General features: G+C 64.7%; 23 protein-coding genes. 10 read left to right on the top strand and 13 right to left on the bottom strand.

Annotated elements, in window-relative coordinates; genetic code table 11:
* Positions 1-126: 126 nt before the first annotated feature.
* The 12 genes from RAD10_RS09645 to RAD10_RS09590 form a co-directional block, all read right to left on the bottom strand.
* The gene (locus RAD10_RS09645) at positions 127-1,011 is read right to left on the bottom strand and encodes an ABC transporter permease (RefSeq protein ID WP_461617260.1); all 885 of its coding nucleotides are present in this window, start codon (positions 1,009-1,011) and stop codon (positions 127-129) included.
* 4 nt (positions 1,012-1,015) lie between these two features.
* Complete coding sequence (locus tag RAD10_RS09640; RefSeq protein WP_028143444.1) at positions 1,016-1,957, bottom strand: ABC transporter permease; 942 nt, start codon at positions 1,955-1,957, stop codon at positions 1,016-1,018.
* A 10-nt stretch (positions 1,958-1,967) separates the two neighbouring features.
* Positions 1,968-3,476 carry an ABC transporter substrate-binding protein gene (locus RAD10_RS09635; RefSeq protein ID WP_461617259.1) on the bottom strand — a complete coding sequence of 503 codons (1,509 nt, stop codon included), beginning with the start codon at positions 3,474-3,476 and terminating at the stop codon, positions 1,968-1,970.
* Positions 3,477-3,498: 22 nt separating this feature from the next.
* Positions 3,499-4,605, bottom strand: coding sequence for an ABC transporter ATP-binding protein (locus tag RAD10_RS09630; RefSeq protein WP_461617258.1), 1,107 nt, complete (start codon positions 4,603-4,605; stop codon positions 3,499-3,501).
* Positions 4,605-5,594, bottom strand: coding sequence for an ABC transporter ATP-binding protein (locus tag RAD10_RS09625; protein ID WP_461617257.1), 990 nt, complete (start codon positions 5,592-5,594; stop codon positions 4,605-4,607). Before RAD10_RS09625 ends, RAD10_RS09630 begins: the two co-directional genes overlap by 1 nt.
* Positions 5,591-6,301: a DUF1028 domain-containing protein gene (locus tag RAD10_RS09620; RefSeq protein ID WP_461617256.1), complete on the bottom strand. Its 711-nt coding sequence runs from the start codon at positions 6,299-6,301 to the stop codon at positions 5,591-5,593. The genes RAD10_RS09625 and RAD10_RS09620 overlap by 4 nt, the downstream gene beginning before the upstream one ends.
* A gap of 9 nt (positions 6,302-6,310) precedes the next feature.
* Complete coding sequence (locus RAD10_RS09615; RefSeq protein ID WP_461617255.1) at positions 6,311-8,116, bottom strand: gamma-glutamyltransferase family protein; 1,806 nt, start codon at positions 8,114-8,116, stop codon at positions 6,311-6,313.
* An 81-nt stretch (positions 8,117-8,197) separates the two neighbouring features.
* Complete coding sequence (locus RAD10_RS09610; protein WP_091953652.1) at positions 8,198-9,187, bottom strand: ABC transporter ATP-binding protein; 990 nt, start codon at positions 9,185-9,187, stop codon at positions 8,198-8,200.
* Positions 9,184-10,170, bottom strand: a complete 987-nt coding sequence (locus tag RAD10_RS09605) for an ABC transporter ATP-binding protein (protein WP_028143437.1) — start codon at positions 10,168-10,170, stop codon at positions 9,184-9,186. Before RAD10_RS09605 ends, RAD10_RS09610 begins: the two co-directional genes overlap by 4 nt.
* Positions 10,171-10,198: 28 nt before the next feature.
* The gene (locus RAD10_RS09600; protein ID WP_091953649.1) at positions 10,199-11,170 is read right to left on the bottom strand and encodes an ABC transporter permease; all 972 of its coding nucleotides are present in this window, start codon (positions 11,168-11,170) and stop codon (positions 10,199-10,201) included.
* 9 nt (positions 11,171-11,179) lie between these two features.
* On the bottom strand, positions 11,180-12,160 hold the full coding sequence (locus RAD10_RS09595) for an ABC transporter permease (RefSeq protein WP_026201522.1): 981 nt from the start codon (positions 12,158-12,160) through the stop codon (positions 11,180-11,182).
* 104 nt (positions 12,161-12,264) lie between these two features.
* Positions 12,265-13,860, bottom strand: a complete 1,596-nt coding sequence (locus RAD10_RS09590) for an ABC transporter substrate-binding protein (protein WP_038947053.1) — start codon at positions 13,858-13,860, stop codon at positions 12,265-12,267.
* Between the two features lie 305 nt (positions 13,861-14,165).
* Between RAD10_RS09590 and RAD10_RS09585 the strand changes: the two genes are divergently transcribed.
* The 6 genes from RAD10_RS09585 to RAD10_RS09560 all read left to right on the top strand — a co-directional run bounded on the left by RAD10_RS09585 (position 14,166) and on the right by RAD10_RS09560 (position 21,978).
* Complete coding sequence (locus RAD10_RS09585; protein WP_094975344.1) at positions 14,166-14,423, top strand: DUF6489 family protein; 258 nt, start codon at positions 14,166-14,168, stop codon at positions 14,421-14,423.
* On the top strand, positions 14,423-15,223 hold the full coding sequence (locus RAD10_RS09580; protein WP_461617254.1) for an esterase/lipase family protein: 801 nt from the start codon (positions 14,423-14,425) through the stop codon (positions 15,221-15,223). The genes RAD10_RS09585 and RAD10_RS09580 overlap by 1 nt, the downstream gene beginning before the upstream one ends.
* Positions 15,224-15,270: 47 nt before the next feature.
* On the top strand, positions 15,271-16,821 hold the full coding sequence (locus tag RAD10_RS09575) for a WS/DGAT/MGAT family O-acyltransferase (protein ID WP_461617253.1): 1,551 nt from the start codon (positions 15,271-15,273) through the stop codon (positions 16,819-16,821).
* A gap of 10 nt (positions 16,822-16,831) precedes the next feature.
* On the top strand, positions 16,832-17,827 hold the full coding sequence (locus tag RAD10_RS09570; RefSeq protein ID WP_461617252.1) for an alpha/beta fold hydrolase: 996 nt from the start codon (positions 16,832-16,834) through the stop codon (positions 17,825-17,827).
* 120 nt (positions 17,828-17,947) lie between these two features.
* The gene (locus tag RAD10_RS09565; protein WP_461617251.1) at positions 17,948-21,184 is read left to right on the top strand and encodes a bifunctional cytochrome P450/NADPH--P450 reductase; all 3,237 of its coding nucleotides are present in this window, start codon (positions 17,948-17,950) and stop codon (positions 21,182-21,184) included.
* Positions 21,185-21,303: 119 nt separating this feature from the next.
* The gene (locus tag RAD10_RS09560) at positions 21,304-21,978 is read left to right on the top strand and encodes a spermidine synthase (RefSeq protein WP_461617250.1); all 675 of its coding nucleotides are present in this window, start codon (positions 21,304-21,306) and stop codon (positions 21,976-21,978) included.
* On the opposite strand, the gene RAD10_RS09555 is transcribed toward RAD10_RS09560, so the two are convergent.
* Positions 21,975-22,889, bottom strand: a complete 915-nt coding sequence (locus RAD10_RS09555) for an alpha/beta fold hydrolase (RefSeq protein ID WP_461617249.1) — start codon at positions 22,887-22,889, stop codon at positions 21,975-21,977. The genes RAD10_RS09560 and RAD10_RS09555 overlap by 4 nt on opposite strands.
* A 168-nt stretch (positions 22,890-23,057) precedes the next feature.
* Between RAD10_RS09555 and RAD10_RS09550 the strand changes: the two genes are divergently transcribed.
* From RAD10_RS09550 to RAD10_RS09535, 4 genes are all read left to right on the top strand, one after another.
* The gene (locus tag RAD10_RS09550; RefSeq protein WP_026201523.1) at positions 23,058-23,441 is read left to right on the top strand and encodes a hypothetical protein; all 384 of its coding nucleotides are present in this window, start codon (positions 23,058-23,060) and stop codon (positions 23,439-23,441) included.
* A complete protein-coding gene (locus RAD10_RS09545; protein WP_461617248.1) occupies positions 23,438-24,520 on the top strand; it encodes a PHA/PHB synthase family protein in 1,083 nt (360 codons plus the stop codon). The genes RAD10_RS09550 and RAD10_RS09545 overlap by 4 nt, the downstream gene beginning before the upstream one ends.
* A complete protein-coding gene (locus RAD10_RS09540) occupies positions 24,517-25,110 on the top strand; it encodes a GNAT family N-acetyltransferase (RefSeq protein WP_161966493.1) in 594 nt (197 codons plus the stop codon). The genes RAD10_RS09545 and RAD10_RS09540 overlap by 4 nt, the downstream gene beginning before the upstream one ends.
* Positions 25,111-25,332: 222 nt before the next feature.
* On the top strand, positions 25,333-25,788 hold the full coding sequence (locus RAD10_RS09535) for a phasin (protein WP_212248064.1): 456 nt from the start codon (positions 25,333-25,335) through the stop codon (positions 25,786-25,788).
* The last annotated feature ends 115 nt before the right edge of the window (positions 25,789-25,903 follow it).

Here is a 25,903-nt window from a genome sequence, read left to right as displayed (position 1 = left end):
AGCCGTCCTCCGCGCGCAATCAACCGGCGCCTTTTCCTGGGCTACCCCTCTCCCTAGCCCTCCCCACAAGGGGGGAGGGAACGCTACCTCCGTCGGCGCGCCAGGCGAGGTCTCTTTCTTTAGATCTCAGCGCTGCCGCGGATCGAGCGCGTCGCGCAGGCCGTCGCCGAGCAGGTTCAGCGACAGCACCACGAGGAAGATCGCAAGGCCCGGCCAGATCGCCATCCACGGTGCCTGGGTCAGGAAGCGTTGCGCGGCATTGAGCATGCTGCCCCAGGACGGCGCCGGCGGCTGCTGGCCGAGGCCGAGGAACGACAGCGCGGCTTCGGCGATGATGGCGGCGGCGATCGAGAGCGTCGCCTGCACCAGCAGCGCGGGCAGGATGTTCGGCAGAATATGCGACAGCGCGATCCGCCACGGCGGGTTGCCGAGCGCGCGCGCGGCCTCGACATAGTCCTCGGCCTTGACGACGAGCACCTGGCCGCGGGTCAGGCGGATGAAGATCGGTGTTGCGGAGATGCCGATCGCAATCATGGCATTGCCCAGGCTCGGCCCGAGGAACGCCGCCAGCGCGATCGCCAGGATCAGGAACGGGCAGGCCAGCATCGCATCCGTGATCCGGCTGATCAGCGCATCGATAAAGCCGCCGCGATAGCCGGCGACGAGACCGAGCGGCACGCCGATGCCGAGCGCGATCGCCACCGAGATGAGGCCCGCGAGCAGCGAGGCGCGCGCGCCGTAGACGATCCGGCTGAAGATGTCACGGCCGAGCTCATCGGTGCCGAACCAATGCGCCGAGGTGGGCGGCTTGCGCACCAGGCTCCAGCTCGTCGCGATGGGATCATAGGGCACGATCAGCGGAGCCAGCATTGCGAGTACGATGAACATCGTGAGCACGACGAGCCCGAACACCGCCGCCTTGCGCTTGAACAGCCGTCGACGCGCGCGGCGGGCCGGGCTATCCAGCTCGTCGGCTTGCGTGAGAGGGCCCGGCAGCGCGGCGTCGGTCATGGATCTAGCCCCGAAGCCGCGGATTGACGAGGATATAGGCGATGTCGGCAACGAGATTCAGCGTGATGTAGATCGTGGCCGTCACCAGCACCACGCCTTGCACGACGGCGTAGTCGCGGTTGAAGACGGCATCCACGATCAGCTTGCCGAAGCCGGGAATGGAGAAGATCTGCTCGGTCAGGACGGCACCGGACAACAGCGTACCGAGCTCGAGCGCGCCGAGCGTGATGACGGGCGTCAGCGCATTGCGCATGGCGTGCTTCAGGATCACCGAGCGCTCCAACAGTCCCTTGGCCCGGGCGGTGCGGACGTAGTCGCTTTCCAGCACCTGCAGCATGGCGCTCCGGGTATGCCGCATCAGGACCGCGGCAATGGCATTGCCGAGCACGAAAGCCGGCATGATGGTGGCCGCCAGGCTCGCGCGCCAGTTCTCGGTGAGCGGCACGTAGCCGGACGCCGGCAGCCAGCCGAGCTCGATCGAGAACAGGAAGATCAGCATGATCCCGAGCCAGAAATTCGGCGTCGAGATGCCCCACAGCGCAAACAGGTTCGCGCCGTAGTCCCAGGCCGAGCCCTTCTTCACGGCGGCGACGATGCCGGCGGGGATGCCGATCAGGAACGCGATCACGATCGCCATGCCGCCGAGCTGCAGCGTCACCGGCAGCTTCTGAGCGATCAGCTCGCGCACCGGCATCTTGTTGCGCAGCGACTCGCCGAAATCGCCCGAGAGCACGCCCTTGATCCAGTAGGCGTACTGCACCGGGACCGGCTGATCGAGCCGGTACTGGTGGCGGATCTGCTCGATCACGGCCGGATCGCGCTCCTCGCCCGCCATCACCAGCGCGGGATCGCCCGGCAGCAATTGCTGCAGCGAGAAGATCAGCACCGAGACGAAGAACAGTGTCGGCACGATCTGCGCAAGACGGCGGGCGAGGAAGTTCAGCATTCTGGCGGCGTCACTTCAGCTTGAGCCCGATCACGCGCACGAGGCCGTCGGGCATCTGCTTGTAGCCTTCGAGCTTGGTCGTGTGCGCGATGATGATGCGGCGGTGGTAGAGGTACAGCAGCGGCTCCTCGTCCTGGACCAGCTTGGCCAGGGCCTCATAGCTGGCCTTGCGCTTGGTGGGATCGGTGACCGATCGCGCGTCCTCCAGCGCCTTGTCGGCCTGCGGGTTGTTCCACGCGCCGTAATTCTGCGGCGCACCGCTGTGCAGGAATACAAAGGTGTTGCCGTCGGGATCGACGCGCCCGCTCCAGGCAAGCATATAGGCCTGGTAATCGCCGGACTCCGCCTGCTTCAGCCCGGTCGCGAATTCGGTGAGGCGGATCTTCATGTCGAACCCGGCCTCGGCTGCCATTGACTGGATCACTTGCGCCGGCGTCTCGGTCTCCGCGCCCTTGGGCACCAGGAAATCGACGCTGACCGGCGGTGTCACGCCGGCTTCCTTCAGCAGCGCCTTGGCCTTCTCGACGTTGCGGGGACGGACCGGAAGGGATTTCTGGTAGTAGGGATGATCAGGGTTGACCCATTGATTGCCGACCTGAAACTCGCCGTTGAACACGACCTGGTTGATGGCGTCGCGGTCGATCGCGAGGTCGAGCGCCTGGCGCACCTTGGCGGACTGGCTGAGCGGCCCCTTGGCCTTGTCCTTGCCGATATTGAGCGTGACGCCCTGATAGCCGAGCTCGATGGCGGTCGCGACCTTCAGCCGTGAATCCGCGCGCACCTCCTTCAGATCGGTGGCGAGCACGCGCTCGATCAAATCGAGGCCGCCGGATTTCAAGTTCGCAAGCCGCACGGTGGCATCGACGATCGGCTGGAACACGATCTTGTCGATGAAGACGTTGTCCTTGTTCCAATAGTCCGCAAATTTCTCGAACACGATGCGGTCCTGCTGCACGCGCTCGACGAATTTATAGGGGCCGGCGCAGACCGGGCGCAGGCCGAACTTGTCGCCGGCCTCTTTCGCCGCCTTCGGCGACACCATCATCCCGGCGCGGTCGGTGAGTTGAGCGAGCAGCGGCGAGAACGGCGACTTCAGCACCAGCTTGACCGTGAGGGGATCGACGATGTCGATGTGATCGACCGAGGCAAGCTCGGGCTTGCGGAAGGATCCCGGGAACGTCAGATGGCGCTCAAGCGAGAACTTGGCGGCTTCCGCGTCGAACGGTTCGCCGTCGTGGAATTTCACGCCGGGCCGGAGCTTGATGACCAGCGCCTTGCCGTCGTCGGCGGTTTCGCTCGACAGCGCGAGCTGCGGCACGATGTTGAGCTTCTCGTCGATGTCGAACAGCTTGTCGCAGAAGGCGGAGAACACGATGCGGCCGACATAGGTGCGCGCCATCGTGGGATCGAGGATGTCAGGGTCCTCGGCGAGGCCGATGCGCAGCGTGGTCTGAGCCTGCGCGGCTCCAAGCGACAGCAGGACAGCGGCGGCCGTTGCGGCCAGGCGAAACATCTTCATCGGACAATCCCCATTACTTCGGCTATGTCGTTGTGGGCGCGGCGCCTTGTATACCAACCCCGGCGGTGGCAGCGCCTTCCGTCTTTCGGCTGAAGGCCGCGACCAATTTTGCAAGCGCCGGCGAAAACCCGCCGGCTGCCGGCAGGATGCCGTCGGCAGACGGCAGCTCCGCCGTGCGGTGACAGGCGGTGGCGTGGCCCGAGCCGTCGGCCAAGAGCGCCGGCGCCTCGTTGCGGCAGCGCTCGATCACGAACGGGCAGCGGGTGTGGAAGCGGCAGCCAGCGGGCGGATTGAGCGCGCTCGGAATCTCGCCCTCCAGCAGGACGGTCGCGCGCTTCGCCTTCGGCTGTGGCAGCGGGATCGCGGACAGCAGCGCCCGGCTATAAGGATGGCGCGGCGAGGCGAACAGCGCATCCGCCTCCGCCGTCTCGACGATCTGGCCGAGATTCATCACCGCGACGTGGTCGGCGATGTGCTTGACCACGGCGAGGTCGTGCGAGACGAAAATATAGGCGAGGCCGAGCCGGTCCTGGAGCTCGCGCAGCAGATTGAGGATCTGCGAGCGGATCGAGACGTCGAGCGCCGAGACCGGCTCGTCGCAGATGATCAGCTTCGGCTCGACCGCGAGCGCGCGGGCAATGGCGATGCGCTGGCGCTGGCCGCCGGAGAATTCGTGCGGATAACGCCGCGCCAGCCTCGGCTCGAGGCCGACCAGCCGCAGCAGCTCCGCGACGCGCGCGCGCCGCTGCGCAGGTGGCACGAGATCGTGCAGTGCCAGCGGTTCGGTCAGGATCTGGCCGACCGTCATGCGCGGATTGAGCGAGGCATAGGGGTCCTGAAAGATGATCTGAGCTTCGCGGCGGAAGGCCCGGAGCGCATTGGGATCAAGCGAGAGGAGATCGCGCCCGTCGAACCGGATCATGCCCGCATCCGGCTCGATCAGCCGCAGCACGAGGCGGCTGACGGTGGATTTGCCGCAACCGGATTCGCCGACCAGGGCCAGCGTCTTGCCGGCCTCGAGCGAGAAGCTGACGCCATCGACCGCCTTGACGTGCGCCAGTGCCCGGCCGAACAGCGAGCGCTCGGCGACGAAATGCTTGACCAGGCCTGTGACCTCGAGCAGCGCCATCACGACACCAGGCGTTCGAGCGGCGCGCGGACGCAGCGCGAGAGGTGGCCGGGCCTGACTTCGATCAGCGGTGGCGGCGCCGTGGTGCAGGCGTCCAGCACGAACGGGCAGCGCGCGGCGAAGCGGCAGCCTGCCGGCGGCTGCGCCATGTTCGGCACCATACCCTCGATCGTCGCAAGCTGTTCGGCCCGGTGGTCGAGCCGCGGGATCGAGCCTAGCAGGCCGACGGTGTAGGGGTGCTGTGGCGCCGAGAACAATTCGTCCACCGGCGCGCGCTCGACGATCTCGCCGGCATACATCACCGCGACCTCGTCGCAGACCTCGGCGACGACGCCAAGATCGTGGGTGATCAGGATGATGGCGGCGCCGCTTGCCGCCTTCAACTCCCGCATCAGCTCGAGGATCTGCGCCTGCAAGGTGACGTCGAGCGCAGTGGTCGGCTCATCGGCGATCAGCAGGCGCGGGTCGCAGGCCAGCGCCATCGCGATCATCACGCGCTGGCGCATGCCGCCGGAGAGCTTGTGCGGATATTCGTCGACGCGCCGCTCGGGCGAGGGGATGTGGACCCGGCGCAGCAGCTCGATCGCCCGCTCGCGCGCACTTTTCCGCGAGCCGCCGCGGTGGCGCAAAATGGTCTCGATGATCTGGTCGCCGATGGTGAAGCTCGGATTGAGCGAGGTCATCGGCTCCTGGAAGATCATCGCGAGCCGGTTGCCGCGCAAATTGCGCAGGGTCTGGTCCGGAGTCTGCAGGAGGTCGAGGCCGTCGAAGCGGATCGCGCCCGATATCTCCGCGCTTTGTTTCGGCAGCAGGCCCATGATGGCCAGCGACGTCACGCTCTTGCCGCAGCCGGATTCGCCGACGAGGCCGAGCGTCGCGCCGTTGGCGACACTGAGGTCGACACTGTCGACCGCGTGGGTGATGCGGCCGTCGTCGCCGTGGAAGCGGATGCGGAGGTCCCTGATCTCGATGAGAGGGCTCGCGCTCATGATTGCCTTGCACGCGCGGCGGCGATGCTGGCGTCGATGACGCTGCGATCGGTGTTGCCGGCCGGGTTCTGCCGCGTCGGCATGGATGTGCGAAAATGCACCCAGAGCTCGTGGCTGACCTGCTCAAGCCGTTCGAGCTCGCCGAGCGGATCGGGATGGTCGTCGGCGCGAATGTCCAGCGCCGGCCATTCCTCCTCGCCGTGGATCAACAGCGCGGCGGACTGCTTGCCGCGCTTGTCGCCGCCGGCGGCTTCCCCGGCGCGCATCGCGGCGAGCAGACGGCGCGGGAAAGGCAGGCTGTCGTTGGCGATGTAGGTCTTCGCGGTCTCATCGATTACGTCGGCGCCCGCCAGCATGTTGCCGGCGATGGAAAAGCCGCTACCTGCGATGTGCCCGCACCAGTCGACGCAGTCACGCCCGGTATGTGCGGCGATCTCGCCGCTCGCACCCATGATGTGGATCTGACGGCTCTCGCGGCCATCGTCGGTCGCGAGCAGCGCGGCCAGCACGTCGTGCGCATTGAGGCCTTCACGCAGCAGCCTGACGCCGTCGATGCCGTAATAGGGATTGACGAAGGCCTGCGTGGCGATGGCGCCGAGCCCGGCGGCAATATACGGCACGCGTGCGCCGACGGCGAAGAAGCGTGTCGCAACAGCGATGCCGAACTGGCCGGTGGAAGGGTCTCGCGCGATGATCGACCAGGTCATGTGCTGCCTTCAGCGTCCCGCGGCGTAACCTTGCATGCCGCGCGGATTGGCGGCGGCGCGCCGACGCCGACCCACGCGCGAGGCCGCGGTGAGGCGGCCTTCGGACCAGTCGGGGCCGACTTCCACGATGTGTCCGCGCTCACGAAGGTTCTCGATCGTCGCCCTGGGCACGCGATTCTCGACCACGAGCACGCCGGGGCGCGCGGTACGCGGCCAGAACGAGATCGGGAAATGCTCGGAATGCCAGGCCGGCGCGTCGATCGCCTCCTGGAGATTGAGGTTGCAATGGACGTGGCGCAGGAAGAACTGCGTGATCCACTGGTCCTGCTGGTCGCCGCCGGGCGAACCCCAGGCGAGATACGGCTCGCCGTCGCGCAGCGCCATGGTCGGCGACAGCGTGGTCCGCGGCCGCTTGCCCGGCGCGAGCGAACCGGGTTGGTTCTCCTCCAAATCGAACATCTGTGCGCGGCTGCCGAGGCAGAAACCCAGCTCGGGAATGACAGGCGAGGATTGCAGCCAGCCTCCCGACGGCGTCGAGGACACCATGTTGCCGGCTTTGTCGATAATGTCGAAATGCACGGTGTCGCCGCGCACCTCGCCGAAGCGCCCCACGGTTGGTTCACCGGCGCCGAGCGCGCCAACGGCCTCGCGTTGGCCTTCAGCGCGGCGCAGCTTGACGACGCCGCCAAAGCCCTCGATCGCGCCGGGCCGGAGATCGAGCGAAGCCTTCTCGGTAACCAGCTTACGTCGTTCGTCGTTATAGGCGTCCGATAGCAGCGTCGCGATCGGGATCTCGCTGAACTTGGGGTCGCCGTAGAATTTCTCGCGGTCGGCAAAGGCGAGTTTTGCGCATTCGATCTGGAGGTGGATGAACTCAGGCCCGGTCGGGTCGAGCCCGTCGAGGGCAAAGCCCTTCAGCAGCGCGAGCTGTTGCAGCGTCACCGGACCCTGGCTCCAGACGCCGGCCTTGCAGACGGTATAGCGGCCATAGTCGTAGGTGAGCGGCGCTTCGATCGTCGGTTGCCAGCGCGCCATGTCGTCAGCAGAGAGCACGCCGCGATGCGGCGAGCCGCTGACGTCCATCACTTCTTGGGTCCGGCAGAACTTGTCGATGGCCTCCGCGACAAAACCTTGCGACCAGGCTTTTCGCGCGCGCTCGATTTCGGCATCGCGGCCACCGCCGCCGCTCTCGGCCTCGCTGAGAATTCGTGCGTAGGTCGCGGCCAGCGTCTTGTTGGTAAAGAGCGTGCCGGGCTTCGGCACCTCGCCGTTCGGCAGGTAGACGGCGGCCGACGTTGGCCAATGCTTGCGGAATAGTTGTTCGACGGTCTGGATCGTGGCGCAGGCGCGTTCCACCAGCGGGTAGCCGTCGCGCGCATAGGAGATCGCGGGCTCCAGCACGTCGCGCACGCGCATCGTACCGTAGTCGCGCAACAGCATCATCCAGGATTCGAAGGTGCCGGGGACGCAGGCCGCGAGCAGGCCGGTGCCGGGCACCATGTCGAGGCCTTCGCTCTTGTAATGCGCGATGGTGGCGCGTGCCGGTGCCGGGCCCTGGCCGCAGATCACCTCGGTGCGGCCGCGCTTCACGTCGTGCACGATGACAGGCACGTCGCCGCCGGGGCCGTTGAGATGCGGCTCGACCACCTGCAGCGTGAAGGCGGTGGCGACACCGGCATCGAAGGCATTGCCACCCTTTTCCAGGATGGCCATGCCGACGGCGGTCGCGATCCAGTGCGTTGTGGCGACGACCCCGAACGTGCCCTCGATCTCGGGGCGGGTCGTGAACGGATCGGGATTGACATTGCTGGCCATGGATTACCTCATTTGCGGCGCGCGCAATTGATCACAGGCGATGCCGCGCCGCCAATGCGCTGCCAGCATGGCACGCGCGCGTCACGCCGGGACCGGCGCGGTGTTGACGGCGTGGCAGGCGACGCCGTCAATCAGTTCCGGCGTCTCCTTGCGGCAGAGATCGAACGCCAGCGGGCAGCGCGGATTGAAGGCGCAGCCGGGCGGCGGGTTGATCGGGTTCGGGATCTCGCCCTTCACCGGAATGCGCTGGCGGCCGCTCATGGCGAGGTCGGGCACGGCGCCCAGCAGCATCTTGGTGTAGGGCATACGTGGACGGGCGAACAGCTCGCGTCCCTCCGCGATCTCGACGATGCGGCCGAGATACATCACGCCGACGCGGCTCGCCATGTGGCGGACCACGGCAAGGTTGTGGCTGATGAACATGTAGGTCAGGCCGAACTTGTCCTGCAGGTCGCGCATCAGGTTCAGGATCTGCGCCTGCACCGAGACGTCGAGCGCCGAAGTCGGCTCGTCGCAGACGATGAACTCGGCATCCGATGCGAGCGCCCGGGCGATCGCGATGCGCTGGCGCTGGCCGCCGGAGAATTCGTGCGGAAACTTCAGCCGGTCGTCGGGATGCAGGCCGACCAGGCTGAGCAGCTCGCCGACGCGCGCCTGGATGTCGCGCTCGCCCTGGATCAGGTCGAAAGCGCGGATCGGCTCGGAGATGATGGCATCGACGCGGAAGCGCGGGTTCAGGCTCGCATAGGGATCCTGGAAGATCATCTGAATGCGGCGGCGCAGCTTCCTGCGCGCCGGCGCCTGCCGCGGATCCGTCATCGAGACGCCGTCGATCAAGACATCGCCGGAGCTCGGCGGCAACAGGCCGACGACCATCCGCGCCACCGTGGTCTTGCCCGAGCCGGACTCGCCGACCAGCGCAAACGTCTCGCCCTTCCTGATATCGAAGGTGACGTGATCGACCGCCTTTAGATATTCGAGATGCCCGCCTTCGAGCACGCGGTTGAGCCAGGGCTTCGAGACGTCGAACACCCGGCGCAGATTTGTGGCCTGGACGAAGGAAGCGCTCATGCCGCGCTCTCCGCCGGCACGCTGTCATAGAGATGGCAGGCGACCGATTGCGCACCGCGCGGCAGCGGCTCCGGTCGATCAACGCGACAACGGTCGAACGCGAACGCGCAGCGCGGATTGAACGAGCAGCCGCGCGGGATCGCCGACAGCCGCGGCATCGAGCCGGGAATCTGCATGAGACGCTTGTCGTCGCCGGCCAGCGTCGGGATCGCGCCCATCAGGCCCTTGGCATAGGGATGCAGTGGATTTCTGACGACATCCTGGACCGGACCGATCTCGGCGACACGGCCGGCATACATCACGGCGACGCGGTCGGAGGTCTCCGCGATCACGCCCATGTCGTGCGTCACCAGCATCACGGCGGTGCCGTGGTCGCGGCCGAGCCGCTTGATCAGCGAGATGATCTGCGCCTGCACGGAGACGTCGAGCGCGGTGGTCGGCTCGTCCGCGATGATCAGCTCGGGCTCGGCGCAGATCGCGAGCGCAATCACGACACGCTGGCGCATGCCGCCGGAGAATTCGTGCGGATAGCCGTCGATGCGCTTTTCCGGCGCGGGAATGCCGACCTCGGCAAGCAGGTCGATGGCGCGGCGGCGGGCGGCCGTCTCGGACAGGTTCAGGTGGGTTCGGATCGTCTCGATGATCTGGTCACCGACCCGGTAGAGCGGATTGAGCGAGGTGAGGGGGTCCTGGAAGATCATGCCGATCCGTTTGCCACGGATGCGGCGCATCTCCTCGGGCGGCAGATTGTCGATGCGCAGGCCGGCCAGGCGAACCTCGCCGCCGGCGATGCGGCCGGGCGGGTCGATCAGGCCGATCACGGCGAGGCCGGTGACGGATTTGCCGGCGCCGGATTCGCCGACCACGCCCAGCACTTCGCCCTTGGCGATGTCGAAGGAGACGCCGTCGATGGCGCGCAGCGTGCCGCGGCGGGAGGCGAACTCCACCTGAAGGTTGCGGACGGAGAGGATGGGCTCGGTCATGAGTGAGGCGCTCTTGTCGAGGTTTTGCTCATCGGAGCTTCGGGTTGAGCGCGTCGCGCAGCCAGTCGCCGAGAAGGTTGATCGACAGGATCAGCCCGGCCAGCGCGAGGCCGGGGAAAGCGACGATCCACCATTCGCCCGCGAACAGATAATTGTTGCCGATGCGGATCAGCGTGCCCAGCGAGGGCATGGTGTCAGGCAGGCCGACGCCGAGGAAGGACAGCGTTGCCTCGGTGATGATGGCCAGCGCGAGGTTGATGGTGGCGATGACCAGGATCGGGCCCATCGTGTTCGGCAGCACGTGCCGCAGCATGATCTTTGGCGCGGGCAGGCCGATCAGCTGCGCGGCGGCCACGTAGTCCTTGTTCTTCTCGACCATCACGGAGCCGCGCACCGTCCTTGCATATCCGACCCAGAAACTGAGGCCGATCGAGATCACCAGCACCACGAGCATGCTGGTGGCATCAAGGCGGTTGCCGAGGATCGATTTCGCGATGCCATTGACCAGCAGCGCGATCAGAATGGCGGGAAAGGTCAGTTGCACGTCGGCGATCCGCATGATCACGCCATCGATCGCGCCGCCGAAATAGCCGGCGATCAGGCCGAGTGCAATGCCGAGCGCGCCGGCGAAGATCACACCGGCCACGCCCACGGCGAGCGAGATGCGCATCCCGTAGAGAATGGCGGAGAACACGTCGCGACCCTGCTCGTCGGTGCCGAGCAGGAACGGGCTTTGGCCGTCGGCGGTCCAGAGCGGCGAGATGCGCGAGTTCATCAACTGGAGCTGCGCCGGATCGAATGGGTTCTGCACCGCGAGCGCGGATGCAAAGATCGCGAGCAGGAAAAGCAGCACGGTAATGGCCGCCGCCACCATGGTCAGCTTGGAACGGCGGAATGAATAGAAGATGTCGCTGTCGAGGGCGCGGCTGAGCCAGCTGCGACCGGCATGCGCGGGCGGCGCGCTCTGCTTGTCGGAATTGGAGGCGACGGCGTCAGACATGCAGGGGCCTTATGTAGCGCGGCCGACGGTCGCGCGCAGGCGCGGATCGACTACGGTGTAGAGAATGTCGACCACCAGATTGATGGTGACGAAGATCAGCGAGACCATCAGCAGGTAGGCCGCCATGATCGGGATATCGACGTTTTGCACCGCCTGCACGAACAGCAGTCCCATCCCCGGCCATTGGAACACGGTTTCGGTGATGATCGAAAATGCAATAACCGAGCCGAACTGAAGGCCGGCCACGGTGATGACGGGAATGAGCGTGTTCTTCAGCGCGTGGCCGAAATGGATGGCGCGAGTGGTCAGCCCGCGGGCGCGGGCGAAACGAATATAGTCGGTTCGCAGCACTTCCAGCATCTCCGCGCGCACCAGCCGCATGATCAGGGTCATCTGGAACAGGCCGAGCGTGATCGAGGGCATGATCAATGCCTTCAGTCCCGACAGCGTGAGCAGGCCTGTGCTCCACCAGCCGAGCTTGACCACCTCGCCGCGGCCGAACGAGGGCAACCAGCCCAATGTCACCGCGAATAAATAGATCAGGAGAATGCCGATCAGGAAAGTCGGCAACGAGATGCCGATCAGCGAAACCGCCTGGAATAATTTGGCGAGCACGGTGTCGCGCCTCAGCGCCGAATAGACGCCCATCAGAATGCCGAAAACCATCGCAAATACGGTGGCGCAGATCGCAAGTTCCAGCGTGGCGGGCATACGCTCCATCAACAGCGTCGAGACCGGCTGGCGGAACTGGTAGGAGACGCCGAACTTGAATTGCGCGGCGTCGGCGAAATAACGCACGAACTGCACCGGCACGGGATCGTCGAGGCCGAGCGACTTGCGCACGGCTTCGCGTTCGGCCGCCGACGTGTCGATCGAGACGATCTGATTGACGGGGTCGCCGGCGAAACGGAACATCGAGAAGGCGATGATGCCGACGGCGAACATGACGCCGATGGCCTGAACGGCGCGGCGAAGAGTGAAAGCGAGCATGCCTTCCACTATCCTTGGGTGTGCGTGCGGTCGACGTCTTTGTCAGCCGGAAAAGGAAAGGTCCCGGATGCCTGACGCCGCCGGGACCTCGTGTTCAACTGGTGCTATTCCTTCTTGGTCGCCCAATGGAACATAACCAGATTGTCGGCGCGCTGCGGCAGGTTGACCTTCTTCGACACGCCCCAGGCTAGCGCCTGCTGGTGCAGCGGGATGTAGGACCAGTCCTTGTTGCCGATTTCGTAGGCCTGCTTGATCAGCTGGTTGCGCTTGGCGGTATCGGTTTCGACCAGCACCTTGTCGGTGATGGCGTCGAACTCCTTGTTGCAGTAGCCGCCGAGATTGGCCTCGCCGCGTGAGGATTTCGCATCGTCGCGGCAGCCCATGATGTCGTAGAGCACGTTGTGGGAGTCCATCGTGCTCGGCGTCCAGCCCAGGAGGTAGAACGAGGTCTGGTAGCCGCCCTGCTTCAGCACCTTGGCGAAGTACTGCGCCTTCGGCTGCGCCAGCAGGTTGATCTTGACGCCGATGCGGGCAAGCATGCCGACGACGGCCTGGCAGATCGCGGCGTCGTTGACGTAACGGTCGTTCGGACAATCCATCGTGACCTCGAAGCCATCGGGATAGCCGGCTTCGGTCAGGAGCTTCTTGGCTCCATCAGGGTCGAATTTTGGCCGCGTGAACTCCTTGGACAGCACGAACAACTCCGGAGCGATCATCAGCGCCGACGGCGTCGACAGCTCGCGCATCACGCGTTTCTTGATCAGCTCGATGTCGATCGCCTTGTAGAAAGCCTCGCGGACGCGGACGTCCTTGAACGGGTTCTTGCCCTTGATGTTGGAGTAGAGCAGCTCATCGCGCATCTGATCGAAGCCGATGAAGATGGTGCGCAGCTCCGGCCCCTTCAGCACCTGGGCGTTCGGGCTGGAATCGACGCGGGAGATGTCCTGGATCGGCACCGGCTCGATGACATCGACTTCGCCCGAGAGCAGCGCAGCGACACGGGTGGCGTCCGAAGCGATCGGGGTGAAGACGATCTCCTTCAGGTTACCCTCGACCTTGCCCCAGTAGTTGGGGTTGGCCTTGAAAACCGTCTTCACGCCGGGCTGATGGCTTTCGATGGTGAACGGACCGGTGCCGTTCTCGTGGAGCGAGGCGTAGCTCGGCGTGGTCGCCGCCACCGGCGTCGGATCGACGACGTTGTTCTCCTCGGCCCATTTCTTGTCCATGATGTACCAGACATCCCACGAGTTATGCAGGATGGGATTGGGCGAAGGCAGGACGAAGTCGACGGTGTAGTCGTCGACCTTGACGACCTTGACGTCGGGCGCAAGGCGGGTCTGCATATTGGACCCTTTCTTGCGGACGCGATCGGCGGAGAATACGACGTCGTCGGCGGTGAAGGGGTCGCCGTTGTGGAATTTCACGCCCTTGCGCAAATGGAAACGCCAGCGGGTCGGCTCCGGAGTTTCCCAGCTTTCCGCCAGCGCCGGAATGATCTTGAGGTCCTTGTCGCGCGCAGTGAGGCCTTGATAGACGTGACCGAGATGGGCGTGGGTGGTGCTTTCGTTGAGCGTATAGGGATCGAGGGATTTCAGGTCACCCTGGTTGGCATAACGCAGCGTCTGGCTCGACGCCGGCGCGACCGTCAACGCAAGCGTACCGGCGAGCGTCGCCGCAAACAGACTTCGACCGACTGACATTCTTGACCCTCTCCACTCTGCCGTGCCGATGATTTTTGATTGTTCGGCAGGGCTGATTGATCCATGTTGCCCAGAGTTCTCGACCGGTGCAAGCGCCATTCCAGCAAGGAACGCGCCAAGTTGCACCGCTGTGCAGCAATGCTGACCGTGCCGCCTGGCATGGACGACGGTGTCTTTCGACTTTGGTTGACTATATCGACCGATTGCGGGACGGGGCATGTCGCGCCTGCATCAGGTCGCTTGCGTCGCACCACAACTCGCGGCGATACTGCCGACAGGCCGCTCGAATCTCATCCGGAGGGGACATGAAAGTTAATATTGAAATCGACTGCACCCCCCTCGAGGCCCGCCAGTTCTTCGGACTGCCCGACGTGATGCCGATGCAGACCGCCGTGATGGATAAGCTGCAGCAGCAGATGATGTCCAATATTGACAAGGTCTCGCCGGAATCGCTGATCCAGAGCTGGTTCACCTTCGATCCCAAGATCGCCGAGCGGTTTCAGGACATGTTCGTCACGATGGCGGGCCTCGGCGGCACGCGCAGCAGCGACAAGAAGAAATAATGTCGTCCGGGCCGGACGGGCGGCAGGCGCCGGGCGGGCTTCGTCCGCCGGGCCTTGTCCTGCTGCTTGCAGAAGCGCGCGGCCTGTTCGAATTCAATGCAAGCCTGCTGCTGTCGCCAGTCCTGATGCGCGCGCCCAGGGGCGACGGTCATCCGGTGCTGGCGCTGCCGGGCTTTCTGGCCAGTGACCTCTCGATGGCCCCGATGCGGCGCTATCTCGCCGAGCTCGGCTATGAGGCACATGCCTGGCGGATGGGCCGCAATCTCGGCGGGCTGGGGCGGATGCGGGAGTCGCTGCGCGCCCGTCTTGCCGAAATCCATGCTGCGAGCGGACGCAAGGTCAGCCTGGTCGGATGGAGCCTCGGCGGCGTCTATGCCCGCGATCTCGCGCTCCAGGCGCCCCACATGGTCCGTTATGTCGTCACGCTCGGCAGCCCTTTTGCCAATGACGTGCGGGCGACCAACGCCACGCGGCTCTACGAGGCGCTGTCCGGCGAACGGGTCGAGGATTTCGCCGAACTGCGCGAAGCGATCGCCGGCGATCTTCCGGTGCCGGCGACGTCGATCTATTCGCGGGCCGACGGTGTCGTGAATTGGAGGACCTGTCTGTTGCGCCCCTCCGACCGTGCCGAGAACATCGAGGTGCACCTGGCGAGCCATATCGGGCTCGGGGTGAACCCCGCGGCATTGTGGGCCGTGGCCGACCGCCTGGCGCAACCGGAGGGGGAATTCTCGCCATTTGACCGGGCCGGGCCGTTTGCCATTGCATATGCCCCGCCGGAACAGGCAGTATCGGCCTGACGAGAAGCGCCGGCCAAGGCGCCAGTCAAATTTTGCGGGAGGGAACTATGGCTGACGGTAAGAAGCTGTCGTCGCTGGATGCGTCGTTTCTCTATCTGGAAACGCCGGAAATGCCGATGCATGTCGGGAGCATGGCGATCTTTCGCCTGCCCGACGACTATAAGGGCGACTTCTTCGAAGACTTCAAGGCGATGATCGTCTCGCGCCTGCACATCGCGCCGATCCTGAAGGCGCGGCTGGAGAAGGCACCGCTCGACATCGATCATCCCTCCTGGGTCGAGGACGATCAGTTCGACATCGACCGACACATCTTCCGTGCCAGCCTGCCGCAGCCGCGTGACCGCGCCACACTGGAGCGCATCGTCGGCTGGATGCACGCCAAGCTCTTGAACCGGGCTCGCCCGCTTTGGGAGTTCTACGTGTTCGAGGGCATGAAGGACAACGAGGTCGGGCTTTATTCCAAGATGCACCATGCCGCCATCGACGGCGGTGCTGGTGCGGCGCTGACCAACATGATCTACGACATCTCGCCGATCCCGCGGAAGGTCGATCCGCCGGCTGCGGGAGCCAAGCCTGGACAGGAGCCGCGCGACATCGCCGCGAACCTGCTCGATTCCTATCAGCAGCTGTTCAACCAGCCGCTCGACGCCGGCAAGGCCGCCCAGAACCTGCAATTGCCGCGCACCGGCAAGAGCGACATCGGCTCGATTCTGTTCGACAACGCGATGTATCAGATCGAGAGCGCGGTGCGCTTCGCGGGCAATATCCCGACCATGGTCAAGAGCGTCTCCGAGGTGCTTGGCAAGGTTGCCGATCCCAAGTCGCGCGAGAGTCTCGCCAGCATGGTGTCGCCGCCGACCATGCTCAACAAGACGATTTCGTCGGAGCGGAGCTTCGCCGGCGTGTCGATCCCGCTGTCGCGGGCGAAGGCGCTGGCGAAGCTCGCCGGCGGCAAGCTCAACGACGTCGTGCTGGCGCTGGCCTCCGGCGTGGTCCGGCGTTACCTGAAGGAGTACAGCACGCTGCCGGCGAAATCGCTGACCGCGGCGGTGCCGATCTCGCTGCGCGAGGAGGGCAACACCGAAGCCAATAACCAGGTGTTCGGCATGATCTGCGCCATCGCGACCAACATCGACGATCCCAAGGCGCGGCTGGAAGCCATCATCGCGCAATCGACCAAGTCCAAGGAGATGTCGCACCCCTTGCGCGCACTGATGCCCCAGGTCTCCAACATCTCGATGCTGGGCGCGCCGATCATGGTGCAGATCCTGGCGCTGCTCTACAGCCGCTCGAACCTGTCGGACGTGCTGCCGCCAGCCGCCAACATCACCGTGTCGAACGTGCCGGGGCCGCGGCAGACGCTTTACGCTGCCGGTGCGGAGCTATTGCACATCTTCCCGGTGTCGATCTCGACGCATGGGCAGGCGCTCAACATCACCGTGCAGAGCTATCGCGACCAGCTCGATTTCGGTTTCATCGTCGGCGCCAACATCATTCCGCATGTGCAGGTGATGTGCGACATGCTGCCGGAGGAGTTCGCCGCGCTGGAGGCGGCCTACGCGCCGCCGGCGACCGACATCAAGGGTGCCGCTGAGTAGGAATGGTTCGATGATTGAAATGCCACCGCTCAAGTTCGTGCAGACGAACGGAATCCGCATGGGCTATTACGAGGCTGGCCCGATCACGGACACGCCGCCGATCGTGCTGTGCCACGGCTGGCCCGAGCTCGCCTTCTCCTGGCGCCACCAGATCAAAGCGCTGAGCGAGGCCGGCATCCGCGTGATCGCGCCCGACCAACGCGGCTATGGCGCGACCGACCGGCCCGAGGCGGTCGAGGATTACGACATCGAGCACCTGACCGGTGATCTCGTCGGGCTGCTCGACCATTTGCAGATCGACAAGGCAGTCTTCGTCGGACACGACTGGGGCGGCTTCATCGTCTGGCAGATGCCGTTGCGGCACATCGACCGGGTGGCGGGCGTGGTCGGGATCAACACGCCGCATACCAACCGTGCATGGGCCGATCCGATCGAGCTCTTGCGCGCGCGCTTCGGCGACAAGATGTACATCGTGCAGTTCCAGGACCCGGCGCGTGAGCCCGACAGGATTTTCGGAAGTCGCGTCGAACAGACTTTTGACGCGTTCATGCGCAAGCCGGCACCGCGCCCGGCCGACGCGCCGGCAGAGGAGGTGGTTGCCGGCGTCGGCGCTTCTCCGCGGGTCAATCTGGCGTTTCCGCAGATGATCGCCAGCTATGACGCAAAGCATGATCCGCGTACGCCGATCCTGTCGCCGGAAGAGAAGAAGGTGTTCGTCGACAATTTCACCAGAACCGGCTTTACCGGAGGCATCAACTGGTACCGCAACATGTCGCGCAACTGGACGCGCGCCGAAGGGCTCGATCATACGGTGCGGGTGCCGTCGTTGATGATCATGGCCGAGAACGACGCGGTGTTGCCGCCGTCTTCCGCCGATGGCATGGACAAGCTGATCCCCGACCTCGAGAAGTATCTGGTGAAGGACAGCGGCCATTGGACGCAGCAGGAGAAGCCGGAAGAGGTCAGCGCCAAGCTGATCGAATGGCGTAGAAGGCGGTTTGGCTAGCGCTCGTCATTGCGAGCGGAGCGAAGCAATCCAGAAATGTATCCGCAGAGGCAATCTGGATTGCTTCGTCGCAAGGGCTCCTCGCAATGACGAGGGTTACTGAGGGGGAAACGCACGTCAATGTCATCCAAGAACCGTCTGGATCCGATTCCGCATCCGCCGACCAAGCCGGTGGTCGGCAACATGCTGTCGCTGGACTCGGCCGCCCCCGTGCAGCATTTGACGCGGCTCGCCAAGGAGCTCGGTCCGATCTTCTGGCTCGACATGATGGGCTCGCCGATCGTGGTCGTCTCAGGCCACGATCTCGTCGATGAACTCTCCGACGAGAAGCGCTTCGACAAGACGGTGCGCGGTGCATTGCGGCGCGTACGCGCGGTCGGCGGCGACGGGCTGTTCACGGCCGACACCCGCGAGCCGAACTGGAGCAAGGCGCACAACATCCTGCTCCAGCCGTTCGGCAACCGAGCCATGCAGTCCTATCATCCGAGCATGGTCGATATCGCCGAGCAGCTCGTCCAGAAGTGGGAGCGGCTCAACGCCGACGACGAGATCGACGTCGTCCACGACATGACGGCGCTGACGCTGGATACGATCGGCCTGTGCGGTTTCGAGTATCGCTTCAATTCGTTCTACCGGCGCGACTACCATCCCTTCGTCGAGTCGCTGGTGCGCTCGCTCGAAACCATCATGATGACACGCGGCCTGCCGTTCGAGCAGATCTGGATGCAGAAGCGGCGCAAGACGCTCGCCGAAGACGTCGCCTTCATGAACAAGATGGTCGACGAGATTATTGCCGAGCGCCGCAAGAGCGCGGAAGGGATCGACGACAAGAAGGACATGCTGGCCGCGATGATGACCGGCGTCGATCGTTCGACCGGCGAGCAGCTCGACGACGTCAACATCCGCTACCAGATCAACACCTTCCTGATCGCGGGCCACGAGACCACCAGCGGCCTGTTGTCCTACACGCTCTATGCGCTGCTCAAGCATCCGGAGATCCTGAAGAAGGCCTATGACGAGGTCGATCGTGTCTTCGGCCCCGACGTCAACGCGAAGCCGACCTACCAGCAGGTGACGCAGCTCACCTACATCACGCAGATTCTGAAAGAGGCGCTGCGGCTGTGGCCGCCGGCGCCGGCCTATGGCATCTCGCCGCTCAAGGACGAGACGCTCGGCGGCGGCAAGTACAAGCTCCGCAAGGGCACCTTCACCACCATCCTGGTGACGGCGCTGCATCGCGATCCCAGCGTCTGGGGGCCAAATCCGGATGCGTTCGATCCCGAGAATTTCAGCCGTGAGGCGGAGGCCAAGCGGCCGGTCAATGCCTGGAAGCCGTTCGGCAACGGCCAGCGCGCCTGCATCGGCCGCGGCTTTGCCATGCACGAGGCCGCGCTCGCGCTCGGCATGATCCTGCAGCGCTTCAAGCTGGTCGATCACCAGCGCTACCAGATGCACCTGAAGGAAACCCTGACGATGAAGCCGGAAGGCTTCAAGATCAGGGTGCGTCCGCGCGCCGATCGCGAGCGTGGTGCCTATGGTGGACCCATCGCGGCTGCGTCCTCGGCGCCGAAGGCGCCGCGCCAGCCGACCGCGCGGCTCGGCCATAATACGCCGATGCTGGTGCTCTACGGCTCCAATCTCGGCACGGCCGAGGAACTGGCGACGCGCATGGCTGATCTCGCCGAGATCAATGGCTTTGCCGTGCATCTCGGCCCGCTCGACGATTACGTCGGCAAGCTGCCGCAGGAGGGCGGGGTGCTGATCATCTGCGCCTCCTACAACGGCGCGCCGCCGGATAACGCGACGCAGTTCGTCAAATGGCTCGGCGGCGATCTGCCGAAGGATGCGTTTGCCAATGTCCGCTACGCCGTGTTCGGCTGCGGCAACAGCGACTGGGCCGCGACCTATCAATCGGTGCCGCGTTTGATCGACGAGCAGTTGTCGGCGCATGGCGCGCGCGCGGTCTATCCGCGCGGCGAGGGCGATGCGCGCAGCGATCTCGACGGCCAGTTCCAGAAATGGTTCCCGGCGGCGGCCCAGGTCGCGACCAAGGAATTCGGCATCGACTGGAATTTCACCCGCACGGCCGAGGACGATCCGCTCTATGCGATTGAGCCGGTGGCGATGACCGCCGTCAACACCATCGTGGCCCAGGGCGGTGCTGTCGCGATGAAGGTGCTCGCCAACGACGAGCTTCAAAACAAGGGTGGGTCCAATCCGTCGGAGCGTTCGACGCGCCACATCGAGGTGCAGCTGCCGTCCAACGTCACTTACCGCGTCGGCGATCATTTGAGTGTCGTGCCACGCAACGATCCCACGCTGGTAGATTCGGTCGCGCGCCGCTTCGGCTTCCTGCCCGCCGACCAGATCAGACTGCAGGTCGCCGAGGGCCGCCGTGCGCAATTGCCGGTAGGGGATGCCGTGTCAGTCGGCCGCCTGCTCAGCGAGTTCGTCGAGCTGCAGCAGGTCGCGACGCGCAAGCAGATCCAGATCATGGCCGAGCACACCCGATGCCCGGTCACCAAGCCGAAGCTGCTCGCCTTCGTCGGCGAGGAGGCTGAGCCGCTCGAGCGTTACCGCAGCGAGATCCTGGCCAGGCGCAAATCAGTGTTCGACCTGCTGCTCGAATATCCGGCCTGCGAATTGCCGTTTCATGTCTATCTGGAAATGCTCTCGCTGCTGGCGCCGCGCTATTACTCGATCTCGTCCTCGCCGTCGGTCGAGCCGGCGCGCTGCAGTGTCACGGTCGGTGTGGTCGAAGGGCCGGCCGCCTCCGGCCGCGGCACCTACAAGGGTATCTGCTCGAACTATCTCGCCAACCGGCGCGCCGGCGATGCGATCTACGCCACCGTGCGCGAGACCAAGGCCGGCTTCCGGCTCCCGGACGATCCCTCGGTGCCCATCATCATGATCGGCCCCGGCACGGGCCTCGCGCCGTTCCGCGGCTTCCTTCAGGAACGCGCCGCGCGCAAGGCGAAGGGCGCCAGCCTCGGACCCGCGATGCTGTTCTTCGGCTGTCGTCATCCTGACCAGGATTTTCTCTACGGGGACGAACTGAAGGCGTTGGCGGCGAGCGGCATCACGGAACTCTTCACTGCGTTCTCGCGCGCGGACGGACCGAAGACCTATGTGCAGCACCTGCTCGCCGCGCAGAAGGACAAGGTCTGGCCGCTGATCGAGCAGGGCGCGATCATCTATATCTGCGGCGACGGCGGCAAGATGGAGCCCGATGTGAAGGCGGCGCTGGTCGCAATCCATCGCGAGAAGAGCGGCAGCGACGCGGCCGCAGCTGCGCGCTGGATCGAGGTGATGGGGACGAAGAACCGGTATGTGCTTGACGTCTGGGCGGGAGGGTAGGCAGAGATCACCCTTGCAGCCCGGATGAGCGAAGCGACATCCGGGATCTCGCGGCACGAGCGGTCCCGGGTATCGCTTCGCTCACCCGGGCTACGAATTATTCATGCTAAACGTCAGGGATGATTCCCTGGGAAAAAATCGACACCGCCAAAATCCCCGGCTCCGACGAAGAGCTCCGCCTGATGCGGCGGGGCAAGGAGTTTTCCATCAAGCTCGGCACCAACGAGCTGATGAACAACCGCCTGTCGGGCTCGGAAGCCGCGCTCGCAACGCTCGCGGCGAAGCAGATCGAGACGGTCGCCAAGCCCGTTGTCCTGATCGGCGGATTGGGCATGGGCTTTACGCTGCGTGCAGCGCTTACCGTGCTTGGAGCCAAGTCGAAGATCGTGGTCTCCGAGCTGGTCCCCGCGGTGGTCACGTGGGCGCGGGGCCCGATGGCGGAGGTCTTCGGCGACAGCCTCGATGATGCCAGGGTGAGCATCCGGGAAACCGACGTCGGCGACGTCATCCGTACCAAGAGCGCAGCCTTCGACGCTATCCTGCTCGATGTCGACAACGGGCCGGAGGGGCTGACCCGCAAAGGCAATGATGCGCTCTACAGCGCAAGCGGGCTGGCGGCGGCGAAGACAGCACTGCGGCCGGGCGGCGTGCTCGCCGTCTGGTCGTCGGGACCCAACCCCGCCTTCACCAAGCGCCTTAAGCGCGCGGGCTTCGACGTCAATGAAGTCGCCGTCCGCGCCACCGGCAGAGGCGGCGGCGCGCGCCACGTAATCTGGATGGCGAAGAAGAGTTAAGCCGCCTGCGCGGCCGCACCGTGCGCGTGCTTGTCGATGGCGCCGATGATCTCGGGCCAGAACCGCATCGGTAGCGCGTGGCCCATGCCGTCGATCATCAGCAGTTTTGCGCCCGGAATTGACTCGGCGGTGTCCTTGCCGCCCTCCGGCCGCACCAGGGGGTCGACGGTGCCGTGGATCACGAGCGTCGGCGTCTGCACGGCGTGCAGCCGCTCCTTGCGGCTGCCGGATGCCAGCACGGCGCGGAGCTGGCGGCCGACGCCGGCCGGATTGAGCCCGCGCGCGAACACGCGCTCGGCGCGTTCCGGGTCGAGCGCTTCCTCCTCCGGAAAATGTCCGGCGCGCAACACCTTCCAGGTCTGGCCGTAACGGACAATGAACTCTTCCTTGCTGCGCGGCGGCGGCGCCATCAGCATTGCGGCGGCCTCGCGCGTCGGCGGCGGCACGCGCGGATTGCCTGTCGTCGACATGATCGAGGTCAGCGAGCGCACGCGCTGCGGGAACGACAGCGTCACCTCCTGCGCGATCATGCCGCCCATGGAGGCACCGACAAGATGCGCCGATTTGATGCCGAGCGCATCCATCAGCCCGACCGTGTCTTTCGCCATGTCGATCAGCCTGTAGGTTGCCGCGACGGGAATCTTGAAGAAGCGCAGCTTCAGTAGCTCGAGTGGCGTCAACCGCTTGCCGCCCGTCAGATGGCTCGACTTGCCGATGTCGCGATTGTCGAAGCGGATCACGCGGAAGCCGCGTGCGGCAAGCTGCTCGCAGAACGCATCGTCCCAATGGATCATCTGCGCCCCGAGCCCCATGATCAGCAGCAGCGGTTCGGCATTGTCGCTGCCGAAGATCTCGTAGCAGATGTCGATGCCGTTGGCGCGGACGGTCTGAGGCGGCTGATGGGCGTTCACGGGCGCGTTCCCTTGGCTTTTGCTCGATTGTGTATCGCACGGTTTCCCGTTGCAATGAAAGCCGCACGCGGCACCGAGCTGCTGCTTGCCGGTTGACCGGCACGGCGCAACGGTGTGGTATGGCGAAAAAGGAAGGGCATCGAAGCTCTCGACATCTGGAGGACGCCGATGACCGACAAGACCAATGACCCGGTCGCCATGTGGCAAAAGATGGTTGGTGAGATGGAGAAGGGGTTCAACTCCTTCGCCAACCAGGCCATGTCGTCGCCCGAGTTTTCGCAGGCGATGAACCGAGCGGGGGGAGTTGCTGCAGGTGCTCAGAAGCAGCTCGGCGAACTCATGGAGAAGTACCTGGTCTCCATGAACCTGCCGAGCCGGGAGCAGGTCACAGGCCTTGCCGAAAGGCTGCAAGCTATCGAAGGCCAGATAGGTGAGATCAAGTCGCTGCTGAGCCAGATGGCTGCAAGTGCCGGCGTGTCTCAAGGGGCCGATTCCGCATTGCGGCCGCCGCGCACTAAGCGTCCGCCGTCTGAGGGCGGAGAGCAGGCATGAATGCAGCTCCCGGACTTGATTTCGCATCTATCCCGGAACGCATCCAGAGCGAGGTGCAGCGCGCCATCCAGCGCAGCATCAAGGGCGTTGAATATTTTTCGACCTCGGGCCCGTCGCTCGGGTCGACGCCGAAGGACGTGCTGCATTCGCGCGGCACGATGAGCCTCTATCACTACAGGCCGATGTCGGACGAAATCTACCGCGTGCCGGTGCTGATCGTCATGGCCACCACCAACCGCGGCTACATCCTCGACCTCGTGCCCGGCCAGAGCTTTATCGAATTCCTGCTCAAGCGCGGTTACGACGTTTATATGCTCGACTGGAGCGCGCCCCGGCCGGAGGAGAAGAGCCTGCGGATGGAAGACTATGTCCTCGACTTCATCCCGGACTGCGTTCGCCGGGTGCAAGCTGATTCCGGCGAGCAGGACGTCTCCGTCATCGGCTATTGCTTCGGCGGCGTGCTGTCACTGCTCTACGGCGCGATCCACAAGGATGGGCCGATGAAGAATTTGATCTGCTTCACCACGCCGATTGACTTCCGCGAGATGAAGCTGTTCTCGAATTTCTCCGACCGTCGCTATTTCGACGTCGACCGACTCGTCGACAGTGTCGGCAACGTGCCGCCGGAGATGATCCTGTCCTCGTTCGAGATGCTGCGTCCGGCCTCGCGCACGGTGAGCCAGATCCAGCTCTGGGAAAACATCTGGAACGACGAGTTCGTCAAGTCCTACCGCATGTTCGATCGTTGGGCGACCGACACGCTGCCGCTGGCGGGCGAGTATTTCCGCGCCATCACCAAAGACCTGATGTGGGACAACAAGCTGTTCAACGACACCATGTCGGTCGGCGGCCGCGCCGCCAAGCTCGACAACATCAAGGTGCCGATCCTGCATGCGGTCGCCGAGCATGATCACATCGTGCCGTATGACGCCGCCAAGCACCTGATCGCGAAGATTGGATCAGCGGACAAGGAAGAGGTGATGCTGAAGGGCGGTCACGTCTCGCTCGTCGCGGGAGCCAACGCCGTCAAGCGGCTATGGCCGAAACTGGATTCCTGGCTAGGGAAGAGATCGACATGAGCGAGCAGCGTTCCTATCCGCGCCACGTCAAGACCGACGCCGGCGATATCGAGATTCGCCTGATGTCGCCCGCGGATGAAGCCGCGGTGCTCGCCTTCGGCAAAGGCCTGCCGACCCACGACCTGTTGTTTCTGCCGCGCAACATCAGCGAGCCGAAGGTGCTGTCGGCCTGGGTCAAGGAGATCGAGCGTGGCGCGATTACGAGCCTGCTTGCGGTCAGGGACGGCAAGGTCGTCGGCTGCGGCACGCTGGTGCGCGATCCGCACTCCTGGTCGCCCCATGTCGGCGAGATCCGCATGGTGGTCTCGCTCGACGTTCGCGGGAAGGGGGTAGGGCGGGCGCTGTCGCAGGAGACCTTCGCCCTCGCGCTCGGCGCCGGCCTGGAAAAACTCTCGGTTCAGATGACGGTCGACCAGCAGGCCGCGATCGCCGTGTTCGAGAGCCTCGGTTTCAAGGCCGAGGCGCTGCTGCGCGACCATGTCCGGGACGTCGACGGCAAGACCCACGACATCGTTGTGCTCGGCCACAACATCGCGCAGGTCCAGGCCCAGATGGAGGCCTACGGGCTGCCAGGCGCCGTCCAGCACTAGGACCGCCGTCCAGCACCGGGAAAGGTCCCAACCGCTTTCCGGGAACCTGCTTGGCCATGGAGGCATCATATTGCCTCCTGTTAAGGCTGTTCACAGTTTCGTGATATCGCAGTGCAATAAGAATATTGCATCGCACAATTAACTATGCCATATAGGCCGTGCCTCGGGCCAATGCGGACGGGGTGAGCCCATAGCTCAAACAATGAGGATGGAGAGAACCCCATGACCACTGAAACCAACACCGCTTTCGAGGGCTTCAAGGACGCTTTCAAGAACATCCAGAACCTGGAAGTTCCGGAGGCCGCCCGCGAGTTCGTCAAGAAGACCGCCAACACCGCCAAGGACCGTGCTGCCGAAGTGTTCGCTGGCTCCGAGCGCGTGACCGCCGCCGTCGAGAACGCGGTGACCGAGTCCGTCACCGAGGCCGGCAAGATCAGCCGCAACATCCAGCAGGCGATCTACGACGACGCGCAGGCGTTCTTCGCCGGCATCGACAAGCTTGCTTCTGCCAAGTCGGTCAGCGAAGCCGTCGAGATCCAGTCGAGCCTGCTCCGCGCCCGCGGCGAAGTGTTCGTCTCGCGTGCCAAGGCGACCGCCGACTATTTCGGCCAGCTCGCCGCCAACGGTGCGAAGTCCGCTCAGGACAATTTTGCCAAGGTCTACAACAAGACCGCCTGATCCGGCGCCCTGAGTGAAAACTGAAATTTGAGGCCCGCTTCGGCGGGCCTTTTGTTTCTACGCTGCCGTCATCGTGTCTGACCGTCATTCCGGGGCGCCCGAAGGGCGAACTCTG

The sequence above is a fragment of the Bradyrhizobium sp. 23AC genome, assembly GCF_054863025.1.
Note: the sequence above shows the minus strand (reverse complement) of the source record. Positions and strands in the feature narration are given on the sequence as shown.